The organism is Corynebacterium sp. HMSC28B08, assembly GCF_001806865.1.
In the GTDB taxonomy this organism is placed as follows: domain Bacteria; phylum Actinomycetota; class Actinomycetes; order Mycobacteriales; family Mycobacteriaceae; genus Corynebacterium; species Corynebacterium auriscanis.
In genome coordinates, this window is record NZ_KV786178.1 from 155,067 (window position 1) to 172,760 (window position 17,694).

Annotated in this window: 14 protein-coding genes; 9 read left to right on the plus strand and 5 right to left on the minus strand. The window is 59.2% G+C overall.

Annotated elements, in window-relative coordinates; translation table 11 throughout:
- Window positions 1-98: 98 nt before the first annotated feature.
- The 4 genes from HMPREF3098_RS09385 to HMPREF3098_RS09400 are packed head-to-tail and all read right to left on the minus strand — an operon-like array spanning window position 99 to window position 5,482.
- Complete coding sequence (locus HMPREF3098_RS09385) at window positions 99-1,952, minus strand: dipeptide ABC transporter ATP-binding protein (protein WP_371440982.1); 1,854 nt, start codon at window positions 1,950-1,952, stop codon at window positions 99-101.
- Window positions 1,949-2,941 (minus strand): ABC transporter permease, encoded by a 993-nt coding sequence (locus tag HMPREF3098_RS09390; RefSeq protein ID WP_246815917.1) that lies wholly within the window; start codon window positions 2,939-2,941, stop codon window positions 1,949-1,951. Before HMPREF3098_RS09390 ends, HMPREF3098_RS09385 begins: the two co-directional genes overlap by 4 nt.
- Window positions 2,934-3,860 carry an ABC transporter permease gene (locus HMPREF3098_RS09395; protein WP_070434907.1) on the minus strand — a complete coding sequence of 309 codons (927 nt, stop codon included), beginning with the start codon at window positions 3,858-3,860 and terminating at the stop codon, window positions 2,934-2,936. Before HMPREF3098_RS09395 ends, HMPREF3098_RS09390 begins: the two co-directional genes overlap by 8 nt.
- Window positions 3,860-5,482 (minus strand): peptide ABC transporter substrate-binding protein, encoded by a 1,623-nt coding sequence (locus HMPREF3098_RS09400; RefSeq protein ID WP_070434908.1) that lies wholly within the window; start codon window positions 5,480-5,482, stop codon window positions 3,860-3,862. The genes HMPREF3098_RS09395 and HMPREF3098_RS09400 overlap by 1 nt, the downstream gene beginning before the upstream one ends.
- A 289-nt stretch (window positions 5,483-5,771) precedes the next feature.
- On the opposite strand from HMPREF3098_RS09400, the gene HMPREF3098_RS09405 reads away from it, so the two are divergent.
- The 6 genes from HMPREF3098_RS09405 (at window position 5,772) to purL (ending at window position 13,369) form a co-directional block, all read left to right on the plus strand.
- Entirely contained in the window at window positions 5,772-6,665 is an 894-nt protein-coding gene (locus tag HMPREF3098_RS09405) for a phosphoribosylaminoimidazolesuccinocarboxamide synthase (RefSeq protein WP_035114665.1), read from the plus strand.
- 253 nt (window positions 6,666-6,918) lie between these two features.
- Window positions 6,919-9,054 (plus strand): S9 family peptidase, encoded by a 2,136-nt coding sequence (locus tag HMPREF3098_RS09410; protein ID WP_070434909.1) that lies wholly within the window; start codon window positions 6,919-6,921, stop codon window positions 9,052-9,054.
- A gap of 67 nt (window positions 9,055-9,121) precedes the next feature.
- Window positions 9,122-9,862, plus strand: coding sequence for a polysaccharide deacetylase family protein (locus HMPREF3098_RS09415; RefSeq protein ID WP_070434910.1), 741 nt, complete (start codon window positions 9,122-9,124; stop codon window positions 9,860-9,862).
- Window positions 9,863-10,001: 139 nt separating this feature from the next.
- Entirely contained in the window at window positions 10,002-10,259 is a 258-nt protein-coding gene (purS, locus tag HMPREF3098_RS09420; RefSeq protein ID WP_070434911.1) for a phosphoribosylformylglycinamidine synthase subunit PurS, read from the plus strand.
- Complete coding sequence (gene purQ / locus HMPREF3098_RS09425) at window positions 10,256-10,921, plus strand: phosphoribosylformylglycinamidine synthase subunit PurQ (RefSeq protein ID WP_035114439.1); 666 nt, start codon at window positions 10,256-10,258, stop codon at window positions 10,919-10,921. The genes purS and purQ overlap by 4 nt, the downstream gene beginning before the upstream one ends.
- Window positions 10,922-10,936: 15 nt before the next feature.
- Window positions 10,937-13,369 carry a phosphoribosylformylglycinamidine synthase subunit PurL gene (purL, locus tag HMPREF3098_RS09430; RefSeq protein WP_070434912.1) on the plus strand — a complete coding sequence of 811 codons (2,433 nt, stop codon included), beginning with the start codon at window positions 10,937-10,939 and terminating at the stop codon, window positions 13,367-13,369.
- On the opposite strand, the gene HMPREF3098_RS09435 is transcribed toward purL, so the two are convergent.
- Window positions 13,359-14,384 carry an acyl-CoA thioesterase gene (locus HMPREF3098_RS09435; protein ID WP_070434913.1) on the minus strand — a complete coding sequence of 342 codons (1,026 nt, stop codon included), beginning with the start codon at window positions 14,382-14,384 and terminating at the stop codon, window positions 13,359-13,361. The two genes, purL and HMPREF3098_RS09435, sit on opposite strands and share 11 nt — an antisense overlap.
- Window positions 14,385-14,477: 93 nt before the next feature.
- On the opposite strand from HMPREF3098_RS09435, the gene HMPREF3098_RS09440 reads away from it, so the two are divergent.
- The 3 genes from HMPREF3098_RS09440 (at window position 14,478) to purM (ending at window position 17,642) form a co-directional block, all read left to right on the plus strand.
- Window positions 14,478-14,864 (plus strand): sterol carrier family protein, encoded by a 387-nt coding sequence (locus HMPREF3098_RS09440; protein WP_052095028.1) that lies wholly within the window; start codon window positions 14,478-14,480, stop codon window positions 14,862-14,864.
- Window positions 14,865-14,903: 39 nt separating this feature from the next.
- Window positions 14,904-16,505 (plus strand): amidophosphoribosyltransferase, encoded by a 1,602-nt coding sequence (purF, locus tag HMPREF3098_RS09445; RefSeq protein WP_371440987.1) that lies wholly within the window; start codon window positions 14,904-14,906, stop codon window positions 16,503-16,505.
- A 66-nt stretch (window positions 16,506-16,571) separates the two neighbouring features.
- Complete coding sequence (gene purM, locus HMPREF3098_RS09450) at window positions 16,572-17,642, plus strand: phosphoribosylformylglycinamidine cyclo-ligase (protein WP_070434915.1); 1,071 nt, start codon at window positions 16,572-16,574, stop codon at window positions 17,640-17,642.
- Window positions 17,643-17,694 lie beyond the last annotated feature (52 nt).

A 17,694-nucleotide genomic window follows, 5' to 3' on the forward strand; every position in this document is an offset into this window, starting at 1 on the left:
CTAGGCAACCGAGCACTCGGGGAACCGGGTGCCCGGGCAACCCCCGGGTGGCCAGACTTAGGGCGTTAGCCCTAAGTCGCGGGCCATCCCCAGCAATCCTAGCCCTGGTGCAGCGGGATCGACCCGCCCGGAATCGAATCCAACAGCCGCTGGGTGTAGTCCTCGCGCGGATTCATGAACAGATCATCGGTCTGTCCACGCTCCACGATTTCGCCTGAACGCATCACCAGCGTCTCATCCGCGATCTGCTTCACCACCGCCAAGTCGTGGGTGATGAAGAGGTACGTCAGGTCCATCTGGTGCTGCAGGTCGTTGAGCAGCTCCAGCACTTGTGACTGCACCAGCACGTCCAGTGCGGACACCGCTTCATCGAGGATCAACGCTTCCGGGCGCAAAGCTAGCGCACGAGCAATCGCCACGCGCTGCCTCTGCCCACCGGACAGCTCTCCGGGGTAACGGTGCATCATTGATTGAGGCATCGCAACCATATCCAGCAGCTCGCGCACCCGCTGCTCGTGTTCCTTCTTGTTTCCGATTTTGTGGATCCGCAGTGGCTCGCTGATCGTAGAGAAAACGGAATACATCGGATCGATCGAACCGTAGGGGTTCTGGAAAACGGGCTGCACGTGGCGCCGAAACTTTAATTCCTGCTTGCGATCCAGGTTCGTGACGTCTTCGCCATCGAACGTGATCGTGCCACTAGTGGGCTGCAACAGCCCCAGAACCATCTGTGCCACGGTTGACTTACCAGAACCGGATTCGCCCACCAGAGCCAGTGTCCGCCCACGGTCGAGGTAGAAACTGATGTCCTGCGCCGCCACGAAGTCCTTCTTTTTCCACGGTTTTTCTCCGCGTACTTGGTAGATCTTCGTGAGGTTCTTTGCCTCAATCAAGGGCTTATGGGTCGACGCCCCGCTGGTGCCACCTTCCTTGCCCTCTGCACTACCGACTGGCGTGGCCTTGGCGGGCGCGGGGGAGGCCTTGGACCGCTTCGTATCCTCGGGACGCTCACCCTCGCCTGCGCGTTGAGGATCGTTTTTGGCCGCGCTCTGTGCAGTCACCTCGGACCTCCGCGCCGACAAGCTCGGTGCGGCGGACACCAACTTTTTGGTGTAGGGATGATGTGGGTCTTGCAGAATCTCCAGTGCAGGGCCCGATTCCACGATGCGCCCCTGGCTCATCACCACGATGCGTTGAGCGCGCTCCGCAGCCAACCCCAGATCATGGGTAATGAGCATCACCGCGGTGCCCAGTTGCGCGGTCAAGTTGTCTAGGTGATCCAGGATCTGCTGCTGCACGGTAACGTCCAGCGCAGAAGTAGGTTCATCGGCGATGAGCAGCGTCGGGCGGGCGGCTAAACCGGCGGCGATCAACGCACGCTGGCGCATACCACCGGAAAACTGGTGGGGGTACTCGTCTACGCGCCGGGATGATTCCTTCATACCGGCCTCATCCAGCAACTCAATAGCGCGCTGGTGGGCTTCGGAACCGGTGGCGATGTTGTTGTATTTCAGGCCTTCCTTGATGTGGTGGCCAATGGTCCATACCGGGTTCAGGTTGCTCATCGGATCTTGCGGGATCAACCCCACAGTATTGCCCCGAATAGCGGTGAACTGCTTTTCAGAGAAATGAGTGATGTCCTGGCCCGCTAGTTCGATGGTTCCACCCGTCACACGCCCACCACCGGGGATAAGCCCCAGCACCGCATGCGCAGTTGTGGATTTACCCGAGCCTGATTCTCCCACGATTGCCACGGTTTCACCCGGGTAAATCTCGAGGTTTACGTCGAAAACCGTGGGCAGCGGATTCTTCTTCGTACCAAAGGCGATATCCACCCCGCGCATGGACAGGACGGGGGAGGGGTTGCTGTTGGCGTCGGATTTATTACCGACGCCCACACGGCTGGCGGTCGAGCTATCAGTAGGGGCCGAGGAGTCAGCAGGTGAGGTCATCGGGTGCGCTCCTTAGGGTCGAGGGCGTCCTTCAAGGTATCGCCCAACAGGATGAATCCCAGCACAGTCATTGCCAAGGCAGTAGCCGGGTAGAACAGGTTGGAAGGGGCCACGCGCAGTGTGGACTGTGCAGTGGAGATGTCATTGCCCCAGGAAACCACGGTTGGAGGAAGCCCAATGCCCAGGTAGGACAAGGTGGCCTCGGCAACGATGTAGATGCCCAAGGACGTGGTGGCCATGACGATGATCGAAGCCAAGCAGTTCGGCAAGATGTGACGGAACAGGATGCCGGACTTGGAAAGCCCCAGCGCGCGAGAGGCGGAAACATAGTCGTTGTTCTTCGTGGACAAGACGGCGGAGCGAACCACGCGCGCCATCTGTGGCCAGCCAAAGATTGACAAAACGAATACGACCGTGAGTGTATTGCGCACACTAAACATCTGCATCAACACAATGCCGGCCAGCAGCAGCGGGATGGCAAACATGATGTCCGTCAGCCGGGAGAGAATGGCATCGACCCATCCGCCCACGTAACCGGCGACGGACCCCACGATCACGCCGATGATGGTGACAAAGATGGTGGTCAACAGACCCGTGACCACGGATGCCCGCGCCCCGTAAATGGTTCGAGCGTACACATCGTAGCCCTGCAGCGTGAAGCCGAAGGGGTGCCCGCTGCGGCTCGGGGCCAAAGAATTGTTGAGGTCTGCCGCGCGGGGGTCCGTGCTGGAAAACAGGCCAGGGAACAAGGCGACTAAGAGGGTCAACACAATGATCACGGATGCGACCCAGAACAGTGGGCGCCGGCGTAGCTGCTTCCATGCGCTGCCCCACATACCCGTAGGGGCGCTATCGGGGAGCAACTGGTCGCGGGTGAGGACGTCCTCGGTTTCAGTTTCGGCTACCCAGCGTTCCTGACGGCTGACGACCGGGCCGATCCCGCGGTGTGCCATAGCGAAATTGGAATTGTTGTTAGAGGAATTAGGCATAGCGAATCCTTGGGTCCAGCAGGGCGTAAAGCAAGTCGATCACGAGATTCGAGATAACGAAGATGATGACGAGCACGGTGACAACACTGACGACGGTGGGGGATTCACCCAGGTTGACGGCTTGGAAAACGAGTCCGCCTACACCGTGAATGTTGAAGATGCCCTCCGTGACGATCGCGCCACCCATGAGTGCTGCGAGGTCGGCGCCGATGAAGGTGACGACGGGGATCATGGAGTTGCGGATCACGTGGTTTCGGATAACAGCCCAGCGCGGTAGACCGCGGGACTGTGCCGTGCGCACAAAGTCGGCACGCAGGTTTTCGGCGATTTCACTGCGAGTGAGGCGCAGGACGTATGCGAAGCTGACTAGGCCCAACACGGCGGCGGGGAGCAGCAGTCGTTGAAAAGAGGCATTGCTGCCGACGGTGGGTGGCACAACACCCCATTGAATTCCGAAGAGGAACTGCCCCACGAAACCGATGACGAAGATTGGAACTGCAATGATGACCAGGCTGATGACCAGCAGCGTGGAATCGAAGAAACTGCCTTTCTTCAGACCGGCGATGATGCCGAAGCCGATACCGAAGATGATCTCGATCGCCAGGGCCATCAGTGCCAATTTGATGGTGATGGGGAATGCCTCGGCCAGCACGTCGATGACCGGGCGATTGGAGAACGTCATACCCAAATCGCCTTGGAAAACACCGCCTAAGAACAGCAAGTATTGCACAACGAATGGTTTATCCAGGTTGTATTGTTCGCGGATCGCATCCAGCACATCCGGATCGGCGGCCTTTTCACCGGCCAGAGCGAGTACCGGGTCACCAGGTGTGAGGAACACCATGGCGTAGATCAAGAAGGTGGCCCCCAGGAAAACTGGGATTAGTTGGAGAAGGCGTTTGCCGACGTACCACAACATTAGTTGTCACCTTCCTTCGTGAGCTTGGTGAATTCGGGGTAGCCGTTCCACCCGGTTTGGAAGTGCTTTAGGTTGGGATTCCACGCCGTGGATGCAGATTTGTACCACAGGGGAATCTGCGGGAGGTCTTCCATGAGCACAGCCTGAGCTTGGTTGTAGATGGGTTGAGCTTTCTCCGCGCTGGGGCTACTTGCGGCTTTGGCCAAAAGAGCATCGAACTCAGCGCTGGAGTAGTCCGTGTCGTTCGAGCTTCCTTTCGTCCGATACTGGCTTTCTAGGAAGTTGGCAATCGAGGGGTAGTCGCCCAGCCAACCCGTGCGGTAGCCGGCGCCGACATTGCGGTTCACTACGTCGTCGCGCAGGCCCTTGAAGTTTGGATAAGCCCTACCTTCGGCGGGAATCCCTAAGGTCTGACGGATGCTGTTGGTCACTGCCTCTACCCAGGATTGGTGGCCACCGTCGGCATTGTAAGCAATTTGGAACTTGCCCGTAAAAGGCCGGATCTTATCGGCCTTCGCCCACAGTTCGCGAGCCTTTTCGGGTTGGTAGGTAAGAACTTCCTTGCCCTTGATGTCAGGGGTTCCGCCCAAGGTAGGGGAGCCGAAGTCCTCCGCGGGGGTCCGGGCACCGAAGAACAGTTTTTCCGTGATGAGATCGCGGTTGATCGCCATGCTGAGTGCGTGCCGGCGCAGCTTTCCTTCCTCGTCATTGCCAAAGTGCTTGAGGTTGAAAGGAATGCCGAAGGATTCGATGGAAGCCATGGCACGGTTACTGTGCGACTGAGGGAAATCGGCTTGGTACGACGGGTATGCGTTTGGGCCGACGGTTTCACGAACGGAGTCTAGATCACCGGCTTGCAGATCGGCGTAGGCGGTGTCCAGGCTGGTGTAGAACACAAAATTCAAACCTGCGTTTTGAGCCTTGTCCTTGCCGCTGTAGTTGTCGAAGGCTTTGAGGCGAACGTTGACATTGTGCGTCCATGCGTTGTCCCCATCCATCATGTAGGGGCCATTGCCGATGGGGTGTTCGCCGAACGCGTCCATGTCTTTGAAAGCCACTTTTGGCAGTGGTGCGTAGGCGTAGTAACCCAATCGCAGCGGCCAGGTGGCTTCGGGAGCGCTTAGTTCCACAGTGAACGTGTGGTCGTCTATCTTGGTGAGGCCGCTTAACTTATCTGCGGTGCGGTTGTCTCCACTGAGCTCGTCAAATCCCTTGATGTTGGAGAAGAAGTCGCTCCCGAGTTGTGCGTTTTTGACGTCCGCACCGTAGTTCCATGCGTCGATGAAGCTATCGGAGGTGACCTCTTCACCGTTGTGGAACTGCCAACCGTCTTTAATTACCACGGTGAACTTTGTGGAATCCGCGTTGGGTGTAATGGATTCCGCTACCTGGTTGTATGGCTTACCTTCGGGGTCATAGTCAACGAGGCCGTCGAAGAGTGTTTCCATCAGCGTTCCGCCACCGTTTTCGTTGGTGTTGGTCGGTACCAAGGGGTTTTGAGGCTCGGAACCGTATACGGAGATGTACTCCGCAGGGGTGTCGGGTTGCTTGGTGGAACATGCTGCGAGGCTCGCGCTGAGGGTAATGGCAGTGAAGGCCGCCAGAACTCTTGTCGCTTTCATGTGCCGTCTTTCCTCTTTCACGTGAAGCTGCGCCGGGGCTGGCCAAGCCACGCTGGAGTTCAGCGCGAAACGTTGTCCGGTAGCACAGCATTGGAACGATAATAAGAGTGGTAGTCATTAAAATGAAAAAGAAAATGTTGCCTAGGACACGTTTCGGGGGCAATTATTAACTACCTTGCATGCTCCCCGCGCAGGAATAGCGATGTTTGTGCACCAAACGAGGTGGGTGGTCCCCACCCACCTCGTTTGGAATAGTAAAAGCACTCATACGGGTCTAGACTTTCTCACCATGCGTCCTGAACTTTCCGACTACGAGCACATCTCCGCAGGCAAGGTCCGCGAGATCTACGAAATTGACGATGACACGTTGTTGATGGTTGTTTCCGACCGGATCAGTGCTTACGACTTCATCCTCGATACGGAAATCCCAGATAAGGGGCGGGTGCTTACCGCGATGAGCGCCTTCTTCTTCGACAACATCGATTTCCCTAATCACCTGGCTGGCCCGTTGGACGATGAGCGCATTCCCGCATCCGTCCTGGGGCGGGCAATGGTGTGTAAGAAGCTGGACATGGTGCCATTCGAGTGTGTGGCTCGCGGCTACCTCACCGGTTCTGGGCTTAAGGAATACAACGAAACCGGATCGGTGTGTGGCGTCGAGCTCCCAGAAGGCCTCACGGAGGCATCCCGGTTGCCAGAGCCAATCTTTACCCCTGCCACGAAGGCTGAGGTTGGTGATCATGATGAAAACGTAAGTTTCGACGTTGTCGTCGAGGCCCTCGGCGAACAAAGGGCCAAGGAACTTCGCGACGCCACCCTGTCGATCTACTCCAAGGCCGCGGGAATGGCACACGAGCGCGGAGTGATTTTGGCGGATACCAAGTTTGAATTCGGCCTCGATGAGAATGGGCAGTTGGTGTTGGCTGATGAGGTTCTCACCCCGGACTCCTCCCGATACTGGCCAGCGAATGAGTACGAAGAGGGCAGGGTGCAGCCCTCGTTCGATAAGCAGTATGTGCGCAATTGGCTCACCGGGCCGAAAGCTGGCTGGGACAAGAAGGAAGGAACCCCTCCACCAGCACTGCCCGGTTCCGTCGTCGAAGCCACGCGTGCGCGTTACGTAGAGGCCTATGAAAAGATCTCGGGCAAGCGTTTTGCCGACTGGATCGGTAGCTGCGTGTAAACCGCCATTGCATAAAAAGCCAGCTGTGTTTGCAATCGTGGGCTGGTCAAACCCCGCATGAGGGCGTGCCACGCTTTACGGACGTAAAGACGAGGCGGATATCGCTAGTCAAACCCCGCATGCGGGCGTGCCACGGTTTACGGACGTAAAGACGAGGCGAATATCGCTAGTCAAACCCCGCATGAGGGCGTGCCACGTATCAGACCGCGCAGAACCGACTGCAGACATGAACCCCGCTGTTAGAGTGGGGTCCATGTCGATCGAGAACTCCTCACATATCAGCGCTCCGGTGCCCCGGAAGCAACCTACGACCCGTACGTTTCACGGACGCGAATTCGTTGATAACTACGAATGGATGCGCGATAAGGAATCGGAGGAGCTGCTGGCGCACCTCCAAGCGGAGAACGAGTGGACAAACCACCGCACGGCGCATCTCGATGCCCTGAAGAAGGACATCTTCGAGGAGATCAAAGCGCGTGTGCAAGAAACCGACCTATCGGTCCCCGTGCGATCCGGCCAGTGGTGGTACTTCTCGCGTACTGAAGAGGGTAAGAATTACCCGGTTATGTGCAGGATCCCCGTCCGCGATATCAATGATTGGACCCCGCCGGCTATCGAACCGGGGGTTCCCGCCGAAGATGAACAAGTTTTCCTCGATGCCAACCAATTGGCGGAAGGAAGCAAGTTTTTCAGCTTAGGTGCTGCCAGCGTGACCCTCGACGGCTCTAGGATCGCCTATTCCGTGGACCTCGCCGGTGATGAACGCTTCACTATGCGGTTTAAGGACTTGACGACCGGTGAGCACTGGCCGGAAGAAATCAGCAACATCAGCTACGGCGCCACATGGGTGGGAAACGATACGGTCTACTACCAGCGGGTTGATGAGGCCTGGCGCCCGCACGAAATCTGGAAGCACACGCTGGGCACTCCGGTAGAAGAAGATGAGTTGATTTTCCGTGAGGAAGACGAGCGTTACTGGACCGGAGTGGGTACCACCCGATCCGAGCGCTACCTGTTGGTATCCACGAGCTCCAAGGTCACCAGCGAATGCTGGTACCTCGATTTGCAGGACCCTGATGCGCAGCTGACCTGTATTCTGCCACGCGAGGATTCCGTGGAGTATGGAGTTGATCATGCGATCGTCGATGGTCGTGACTACTGGATGGTTGTGCACAACCGCAATGGCGTGAATAGTGAACTGGGTTATCACCCGGTGGGTGTGATCGAGTCCCTCGCGGAAGTATCCCCTCTTGTCCCACACCGCGATGATGCCCGCGTGGAAGGGGTGGAGGTTTTCCGGAACTACCTCGTCCTGGAGTTGCGCGAGGATGCGGTGGAAACCGCTTATCTTATGGACATCCGCCATGGATTCGGTGAGTTTCAGCAGATCGACTTCAATGAGGAATTGGTCAGCATTGTCGTCGGAGGCAATTCGGAGTGGGATAGCCCGGTGTTACGCGTGGTTGTATCCAGCTTCGTGCGTCCTACGCGAGTATTCGAGATGGATCTGGAAACGGGCGAGAAGATCCTGCGAAAGGAGCAAGTGGTCCTACCTGCGCCCGATGGCAGTCCGTTCACACCAGGTGACTACGAGGCGCGCCGCATGTGGGTTACGGCCCGCGATGGGGAACAGGTGCCGGTATCGCTGATCTACCGTTCCGGCTTGGATCTCGATCGTCCGAACCCCGTGCTGCTCTACGGTTACGGATCCTACGAGATCTCCCGTGACCCAGCGTTCCTCACCGCACGTCTTCCGCTGCTCGACCGGGGCGGCATCTTCGCTATTGCCCATGTGCGCGGCGGCGGTGAGATGGGTCGTTCATGGTACGACAACGGCAAGCAGTTGAAGAAGATGAATACCTTTACGGACTTCATCGACGTTGCTGATCACCTCATCGAGACGGGCTTGACCACCGCGCAGACGATGGTGGCCGAGGGCGGTTCGGCCGGCGGCATGCTCATGGGTGCGATTGCTAACATGGCGCCAGATCGCTTTAGCGGAGTGCAGGCCATTGTGCCCTTTGTGGATCCGCTGACATCCATGCTCATGCCCGAACTGCCCTTGACCGTCACTGAATGGGACGAGTGGGGTGACCCGTACCATGACCCAGAAGTCTATGACTACATGGCTGGTTATGCCCCTTACGAGAATATCGATCCGCACACTGATTACCCGGCGATTTTGGCTGTGACCAGCCTGAACGATACCCGTGTGTTGTATGTCGAACCCGCCAAGTGGGTAGCCAAGCTGCGCGAGGTTGCCGGAGCTGATGCCCTCATGAAGATCGATCTGACCTCCGGCCACGGTGGTGTTTCTGGTCGCTATGAGCAGTGGAAGGAAATCGCTTTCGAGACCGCGTGGGAGCTTGAGCGCATGGGGTTGGTATAAGCGATTTCCCCTAAAAGTAGCCTCGCTGTAACGCCCTCTTTACCTATATCTGCCATGGTTCCAAGGCATGAACGCCTCCCGCCAGCCCCGCCTCATGCTCACCGTTAGTTCCATCGGTAGTGACGATGTCATTACCGCCCAGCGGATCTGTGACATGGCACGCGAATACGGTTATCGCGCGGGCTTGGTGGTGACGGTCAACGGGCCCAACTGGCGCCTCCGTGAAGACCCGCCGGCCCTCGAATTGATCCTGGATTCCGCTGCCCGTCACCACGAAGTCCTTCTGGGGGGTCTGGGCCCCCTGTACCATTCCTCCGGACGAGTCGAAAAAGGAGAGTTCTTCCAGCTTGGCCGCCACGAATCGTCCCTCCGCATCAACGGTGCATGCCGGCAACTCCACCAGTTGGGCATCCATCCGCACGTGTTCGCTCCGTCCCGGTGGGGCGCTTCCGCCGGTGCTATGGAGGCGGCGCGAAATGCGGGCTTCGGTGTCGCAGCTGATGCTTACTACGTCTGGGACCTCGCCAAGGACATTGCGCATCCGGTTCGCGTGCTTGCCTTCGGCGAAGGTTTCGGTGCCGCCAAATGGTGGCGTCGCAACTTGTTGCGCACCGTCCAACGCATGGCCCTCAAGGGGCAAGACGTCCGCATCTCCGTGTCCGCGGGCAAAGCCTCAAAGGACTCTGTCTTCAAGGACCTCGAGCGCGCCCTGCACATCCTTCACGCTGCAGGCTACGCAGGCACCACCTATGAATCCTTCACCCGCCCGCGCGAAAGCACATTTGCTGGCCGTGTGGGCGTCGCTTAAAAAGCTTTTTTATTACCGACGCCCCTCGCCCCATCCGCCGAAGGGGCACCCTAGGTGAACGCCGGATTTGGGTGAGGTGGGTCAATGTTACGATGGTGCAGTAAATTCCACCCTTACAACTGGGAGAAGCGAAATCACCATGGCTCGTGTTGTTGTCAACGTTATGCCGAAACAGGAAATTCTTGATCCTCAGGGGCAGGCAGTGGTCCGCGCCCTGGGCCGCATCGGAATCAGTGGAGTAAACGATGTCCGTCAGGGCAAGCGTTTCGAACTGGATGTGGAGGAAAGTGTCAGCAAGGAAGACCTGGAGCGAATCGCTCGGGATCTGCTGGCGAACACCGTGATCGAAGACTACGACGTCGTTGTCGAGACCGAGGATGCGGAGGCTGCCAAGTGAGTGCACGCATTGGCGTGATCACCTTCCCGGGCACCCTCGACGATGTGGATGCCTCCCGTGCGGTGCGACTGGCGGGCGCGGAGGCTGTTGAGTTGTGGCACGCGGACGAGGATCTCAAGAACGTAGACGCCGTGGTTGTTCCCGGTGGTTTTTCCTACGGCGACTACCTGCGCGCTGGGGCAATCGCATCCATCGCTCCGGCGATGCGAGCTGTGGTGGAATCCGCGGGGCGGGGAATGCCGGTGCTGGGTATCTGCAACGGCTTCCAGATCCTGCAGGAAGCAGGGCTTCTGCCAGGCGCTTTGACCCGCAACGAGGGCCTGCACTTTGTTTGCCGCGATATTTACCTCGAGGTGGACAACAAGAACACTCCGTGGACCCAGGGGCTGCCAGACCGCATTCTCGTGCCAACGAAGCACGGCGAAGGCCGCTTCCAGGCTGACGATGAAACCCTCCAGAAGCTGGAGGACGAGGGCCGCGTGGTATTCCGCTACGCCGTAAACCACAACGGATCCCGTAATTCCATCGCCGGCGTGTGCAGCGAAAACGGTCGTGTCGTTGGCCTCATGCCCCACCCAGAACACGCTGTAGAAGAACTCACCGGCCCATCAACTGACGGACTGGGTTTGTTCACTTCCGTTCTGCACACCCTCGTTTCTTAGGAGCCGACGCGAAACATGACTGAGAATAAGATTCACAACGATACCGTCGCTGCGGCACAGGCAAACCCGGATCTCGAACAGCCCTACGCCGAACTGGGATTGAAAGACGACGAGTACGCACGGATTAAGCAGATCCTCGGCCGCCGGCCCACCGATGCCGAACTGGCGATGTACTCCATCATGTGGTCGGAGCACTGCTCGTATAAGTCCTCCAAGGTGCACTTGCGATACTTCGGTGAGACCACGACGGACGAGATGAAGTCCAAGATGCTCGCGGGCATCGGTGAAAACGCCGGTGTGATCGACATCGGCGATGGCCACGCGGTTACCTTCAAGGTGGAAAGCCACAACCACCCTTCTTATGTGGAGCCCTACCAGGGTGCAGCCACCGGTGTGGGCGGTATCATTCGCGACATTATGGCTATGGGCGCACGTCCAGTTGCCGTCATGGACCAGCTCCGTTTCGGTCCAGCCGATGCCCCGGATACACAGCGCGTTCTGCCCGGTGTGGTTGCTGGCGTGGGTGGATACGGAAACTCCTTGGGACTGCCCAACTTGGGTGGCGAGACCGTCTTTGACGAGTCCTACGCGGGTAACCCGTTGGTGAACGCACTGGGTGTGGGCACCCTGAAGGTCGATGATCTGAAGCTGGCTTTTGCCTCTGGCACGGATAACCGGGTGATCCTGTTTGGATCCCGCACGGGCCTGGATGGCATCGGCGGTGTGTCCGTTTTGGCGTCGGACACGTTCGAAGAAGGCGCCGAGCGCAAGCTGCCGGCCGTGCAGGTGGGCGATCCATTTGCCGAGAAAGTACTCATCGAGTGCTGCTTGGACCTGTACAACGCTGGCATTGTCGTGGGCATCCAGGACCTGGGTGGCGCGGGCCTGTCGTGTGCTACCTCCGAGCTGGCATCGGCGGGTGATGGTGGTATGCACGTCAACCTCGACAACGTGCACCTGCGTGCCGAGGGCATGACCGCGGCCGAGATCCTCAGCTCCGAATCCCAGGAGCGCATGATGGCGGTCGTCAAGCCGGAAAACGTCGATGCTTTCATGGAGATCTGCCGTCGTTGGGACGTGCTGGCCTCCGATATCGGCTACGTCACTGATCAGGACAACCGTCTGACCATCGAGCACCAGGGCGAGATCGTGGTGGACGCGCCACCGCACTCCATGGCCGAAGAAGGCCCGGTGTACGAGCGGCCCTATGAGCGCCCTGCCGACCAAGATCAGCTCAATCAAGAACCAAACCTGGAGCGCCCACGCACCGCGATGGAGCTGCGCCAGGTGGTGCTGGATCTGGCAAGTTCCCCGGCCCTGTGCTCCCGCGCATTCATCACTGAACAGTACGACCGCTACGTCCGCGGCAACACCGTGTCCGCCAAGGATGCCGATGCAGGTGTGCTGCGCATTGATGAGGAAACTAACCGCGGTATCGCCGTTGCAACGGATGCTTCCGGCCGTTACACCAAGCTGGATCCCCGCACGGGTGCACAGTTGGCGCTGGCTGAGGCACACCGCAACGTCGCAGCTACCGGCGCCACCCCAGTCGCCGTTTCGAACTGCTTGAACTTCGGCTCCCCGGAGGATCCCGGAGTGATGTGGCAGTTCCGTGAGGCTGTTCGTGGCTTGGCCGACGGCTGCGCCGAGCTGACCACCCCAGTCACCGGTGGCAACGTGTCCTTCTACAACCAGACGGGCACTACCCCTATCTTGCCGACCCCAGTGGTCGCCGTTCTGGGAACTATTGACGACGCCTCCACGCGCATCCCCCAGCAAGTTACTCCACGGGTAGCCGCAGCCCAGGGCACGGACTTTGATCTGGTCTTGGTCGGCAAGAAGACCCAGGATGAACTGGGTGGTTCGATCTGGCAGCAGGTCGCGCACGATAACGCACTGGCCGGCATGCCACCACAGGTCGATTTGGCAGATGAGCAGAAGCTCGCAGAGCTTATGAGCTCCCTGCGCGGCAAGGTTGTTGCCGCTTCGGACTTGTCCGAGGGTGGTTTGTCCCAGGCATTGGTCGAGCTGGCGGTACAATCCGATTTCGGCCTGGTTGCTGACCCCACCGCGTTCCTTGAGGCGCCTACCGCGGGTGAAGGGGAGAGCGGCGATAGCGAGCAGATCGCAGCAGATTTGTTCGTGGGACTATTCTCCGAAACCGCATCCCGTATTCTGCTGGTTGTGGAGAGGGATAAGCGCGACGAGGTCGTAGCGGAAGCGGAGCGCACTGGCTTGGCTGCGGCTCACATCGGACGCACCGGTACCACGGACGATGCGGACCAAGCTGTGATCGTGTTGGCCAAGGGCGTGGTGGCGTCGGAAGAAAAACCAACCGATGTACCGCAGGCCCTGGTCTACAACCTCGACGAGATCCGCAGCGCCTGGGAAAGCACCCTGCCCGCGCTGTTTAGCCACGCGGCGGGAAACAACTCGGTTATTGAGTAATCCGGTACTCGTCGCGAAGCGGCTTTACTAGCGGCTTGGGCACGAACTCGCTGCGCAGCTCGCGCAAACGCAGCGAGTGTTGCTCGAGCCGCTTATCTTCGTTTGTGACTGGGACGAACTTGCGGGCCGCGAGCGGATTGCCGTCGATGTCCATGGCGATGTAGGTAAACGATGCGTGGATGGCCACGGGCAGGTTGTTCTTGCCGTGGCGGGGGTCGCCAGCGCGCAGGTGCACGATCACGGACATGGAGCGGGCATCCGTGCGGATCAAGCGGGCATCGACCTCAACCAGGTCGCCAATGTGGACCGGGCGGTAGAAGCGGATGCCACCGGCGTACACAGCCACGGTTCGCTCGCCCGACCACTGCATGGTGCAGGCTGTGGCGGCCTCATCAATCCACTCCATGGCCGTACCACCGTGAACGTTGCCACCCCAGTTGACGTCTGTGGGCTTAGCCAAGAAGCGGTTCGTGAGCTGGGGTGCAGTGGAATCCTCGGTGTAGGTCTGTCGCAGCATCTCCTCTTCGATGGCCTTGCGCAGCTGCACGCGCGACAAGGCGGCCTCGGCTACGCGCTTTTCCTCATCCGTTTTCGGCACGTAGTTGGGGACGGCCTTGGCCTTCCGGTTTTCATCCATAGCTACGAAAATCACCAAGCAGTCGCACGCGCGGGTGAAAATACCCTCGCGCGGATCGGCGGAAAACACCTCGTTGACGATATGCATCGACGATCGGCCGGTGTAGGCGATTCGACTGCGCACTTCCACCATGTGTCCGGAGGGAATGGGGCGGTTGAAGTGAATGTGGCCCACATAAGCCGTAACGCAGTAGGACTGCGCCCAGCCGACGGCACAGGCATAAGCCGCCTTGTCGATCCACTCCAGCACGCGGCCACCGTGGACGCCCATGGAACCTGCCATCAGCACATCGGTGGGTGCCGCGAGAAACCGTAGGGTGACCTCCGGCGAGCGGTTCGTGGCATCGTCGGTAGTGGAGCTGGTTTCGTGCTCGGCCATAGTGGTCTCGTTCTCCTCTTTTAACGTGGTCGCGCGTATTTTCCCCAATACGTCCAAAATTTTATCCTAACGCCTCGAGTAGCCTTGGTGGGCATGAAGCGAACATTGTCTGGTCCCGAACTCTCCGCTGCTGCGCGCACGGCAGTTGCGGAGGTGCTCGATTGGGTGCGCAATCCCCAGGGGATTCCTGCTCCCGGCCGTCAACCCCAAGCAGAGGCGGTGCGGTTGACTACTGCTTTGCTGGCCGACCTTGCACCAGGCAACAGTGTTGAGGTTCGTGTACCTCCTTTCGCCGCCGTCCAATGTGTGGCTGGCCCGGACCATCGTCGCGGTACCCCACCCAATGTGGTGCAGTGTTCGCCGTTGGAGTGGTTACGCCTTGTCGTGGGGGAAGTGGGTTTTTCTCTATCCGACGCCGAGCGCTCCGGGACTCGCGCCGGTGAGATCGAGGAGCACCTTCCGCTGCTGCGGTTTCCTTGAGCGTTACAACGCGAAGGGTCAGCCGTTACCTCTTTGGGAATTGCGCCGGTGGCGGGTAACGTTGGGGAAGTGGCAAACGAACTGAGCCAAAGCAACGGAACCAGCGCCCACACGCGAGGCACCGCATGCGGGCCCTACGACACCCTGGGGGAGACCGAACCTCGCGAGGAATGCGGTGTATTCGGAGTCTGGGCTCCTGGGGAAGACGTATCCAAACTCTCTTACTACGGCCTTTATGCGCTCCAGCACCGCGGGCAAGAAGCCGCCGGAATCGCTGTGGGTAATGGTGATCAGATCGTCGTTTTCAAAGACCTGGGTCTTGTCAGCCAAGTCTTCGACGAGCAATCGCTTGAGTCCCTCAAGGGGCATATCGCCTTGGGGCACACCCGCTATTCGACCGCAGGTGGCGCTAGCTGGGAGAACGCCCAGCCCATGTTCCGGATGGCCCCCAATGGGACCGACGTAGCCTTGGGGCACAACGGCAACCTGGTTAACCACCAAGAGTTGACCTTGGAAGCTGCGCGGTTGGGGTTGGTTGATCCCAAGACCCACCCGTCCGATTCCGATGTCATGTGTGCCCTGCTGGCCGCAGCAGTCCGCGATGATCACAGTGTCGAGGAATCCGCGGTGGAGCTTTTCTCGCGCGTCCGAGGCGCGTTTTGCACCCTGTTTACGGATGGTTCGGCGCTGTATGCCGTGCGCGATCCCCACGGTGTGCGCCCACTGTCGATCGGGCGCCTGCCCAATGGTGGCTGGGTTATCGCCAGTGAAACCGCTGCGCTGGACATCGTGGGTGCGGCCTTTGAGCGGGACGTGGAACCCGGGGAAATGATCGTCGTTGATGAAGATGGTCTGCGTTCCCGGATTATTGCGAAGGCGCAGCCGAAGGGTTGTGTATTCGAATACGTCTATCTGGCCCGCCCCGATTCCGTGATCCGCGGTCAGGTGGTCAATGCCACCCGTGTGGGAATCGGTCGTTCTCTGGCGAAGGAAGCTCCGGCCGAGGGTGATTTGGTGATCCCCGTTCCGGATTCCGGAACCCCAGCTGCGGTGGGTTATGCCCAGGAATCTGGTATTCCGTTCGGCCAGGGCCTGATGAAGAACGCCTATGTGGGTCGTACCTTCATTCAACCTTCGCAGTCCATCCGTCAGTTGGGTATCCGACTGAAGCTCAACCCGCTGCGCTCGGTGATCGAGGGCAAGCGGTTGATCGTGGTGGATGATTCCATTGTCCGCGGAAACACTCAGCGCGCGCTGATCAAGATGCTGCGCGATGCGGGAGCGGCGGAGGTGCATGTGCGCATTGCCTCACCACCAGTGAAGTGGCCGTGCTTTTACGGAATCGACTTCGCCTCTCCGCAGGAGCTCATCGCGAATACGGTGCAGCAGGATGATCCGGTTGCGCGAATTTGCGATGAAATCGGTGCGGATTCCCTTGCCTTCGTGTCCAGCGAAGCAATGATCGAGGCATCGGGACAGCCTAAAACGCAACTGTGTTCCGCATGTTTCGACGGTGTTTACCCGTTGGGCTTGCCCAACGACAACCCAAATTCTGCACTTGTTCGCAGTATGCAGGTGGAACACGGGATGAACCCCTCCGCGTGCGGTACAGCGGACGAATTGGATGAGTTCGTCCGATAACCTAGAGCTGTAGAAACCGGGCCTCACTAGGCATGAGCCCATTCCATTCAACAATCAAGGACTTTCATGACCGATCAGCAGCAGACCAACGGTGCCTCTTACGCCGCCGCCGGCGTCGATATCGAAGCGGGAGACCGCGCCGTCGAGCTTTTCGCCCCATTGGCTAAGAAAGCTACGCGTCCGGAGGTGCGAGGTGGCCTAGGCGGCTTCGCTGGCCTTTTCGCCCTAGGTGAGTACGAGAAACCGTTGCTGGCGGCTTCCTCGGATGGTGTGGGCACCAAGTTGGCTGTGGCCCAAGCGATGGATAAGCATGACACCATCGGCCGGGACCTGGTGGCTATGTGCGTTGATGACCTCGTGGTCTGTGGAGCGGAGCCATTGTTCCTCCAGGATTACATTGCTATTGGCAAGGTTGTACCAGAGCACGTCGCCAACATCGTGAAGGGCATCGCGGAGGGCTGCGAAGAAGCTGGATGCGCTCTTCTGGGTGGCGAGACCGCGGAGCACCCCGGTGTGATGAAGCCGGGCGAGTACGACGTGTCCGCGACCTCCGTCGGTGTTGTCGAAGAGGCCAAGGTGCTTGGTCCCGACATGGTTCGTCCCGGTGATGTTGTCATCGCCATGGCATCATCGGGTCTGCATTCCAACGGCTACTCGTTGGCTCGCCACGTGCTGCTGGAAACGGCAGGTCTGCCACTCGATGGTTATATCGAGGAACTCGGCCGCACGTTGGGCGAAGAAATGCTGGAGCCAACCCGTATTTACGCTAAGACCTGCTTGGATCTGGCAGCTGAGTGCGAGGTACACACGTTTGCTCACATCACCGGTGGCGGCCTGGCCGCGAACCTGGCCCGCGTTATCCCTGAAGGCCTGGTAGCGGAGTTGGATCGTGCGACGTGGACCCCGGGTCCGATTTTCCAGCTCATCGCTCGTGAGGGCAACGTGGAGCAGGCTGAGATGGAGAAGACCTTCAACATGGGCGTGGGCATGGTCGCTGTTGTCAGTGAGGAAGATGCTGAACGCGCCCTCGCGATGCTGACTGCTCGCCACCTCGACGCATGGAAGCTGGGCGAGGTTTCCGCTAGTGGTGACACTGCATCCGGCGCCGTTTTACGCGGGGAACACCCACGCGCCTAAACGTGGTCCTTGGGCTCCCGGGTGGTTTCAAACTCACGGGGCCCGTGCTACG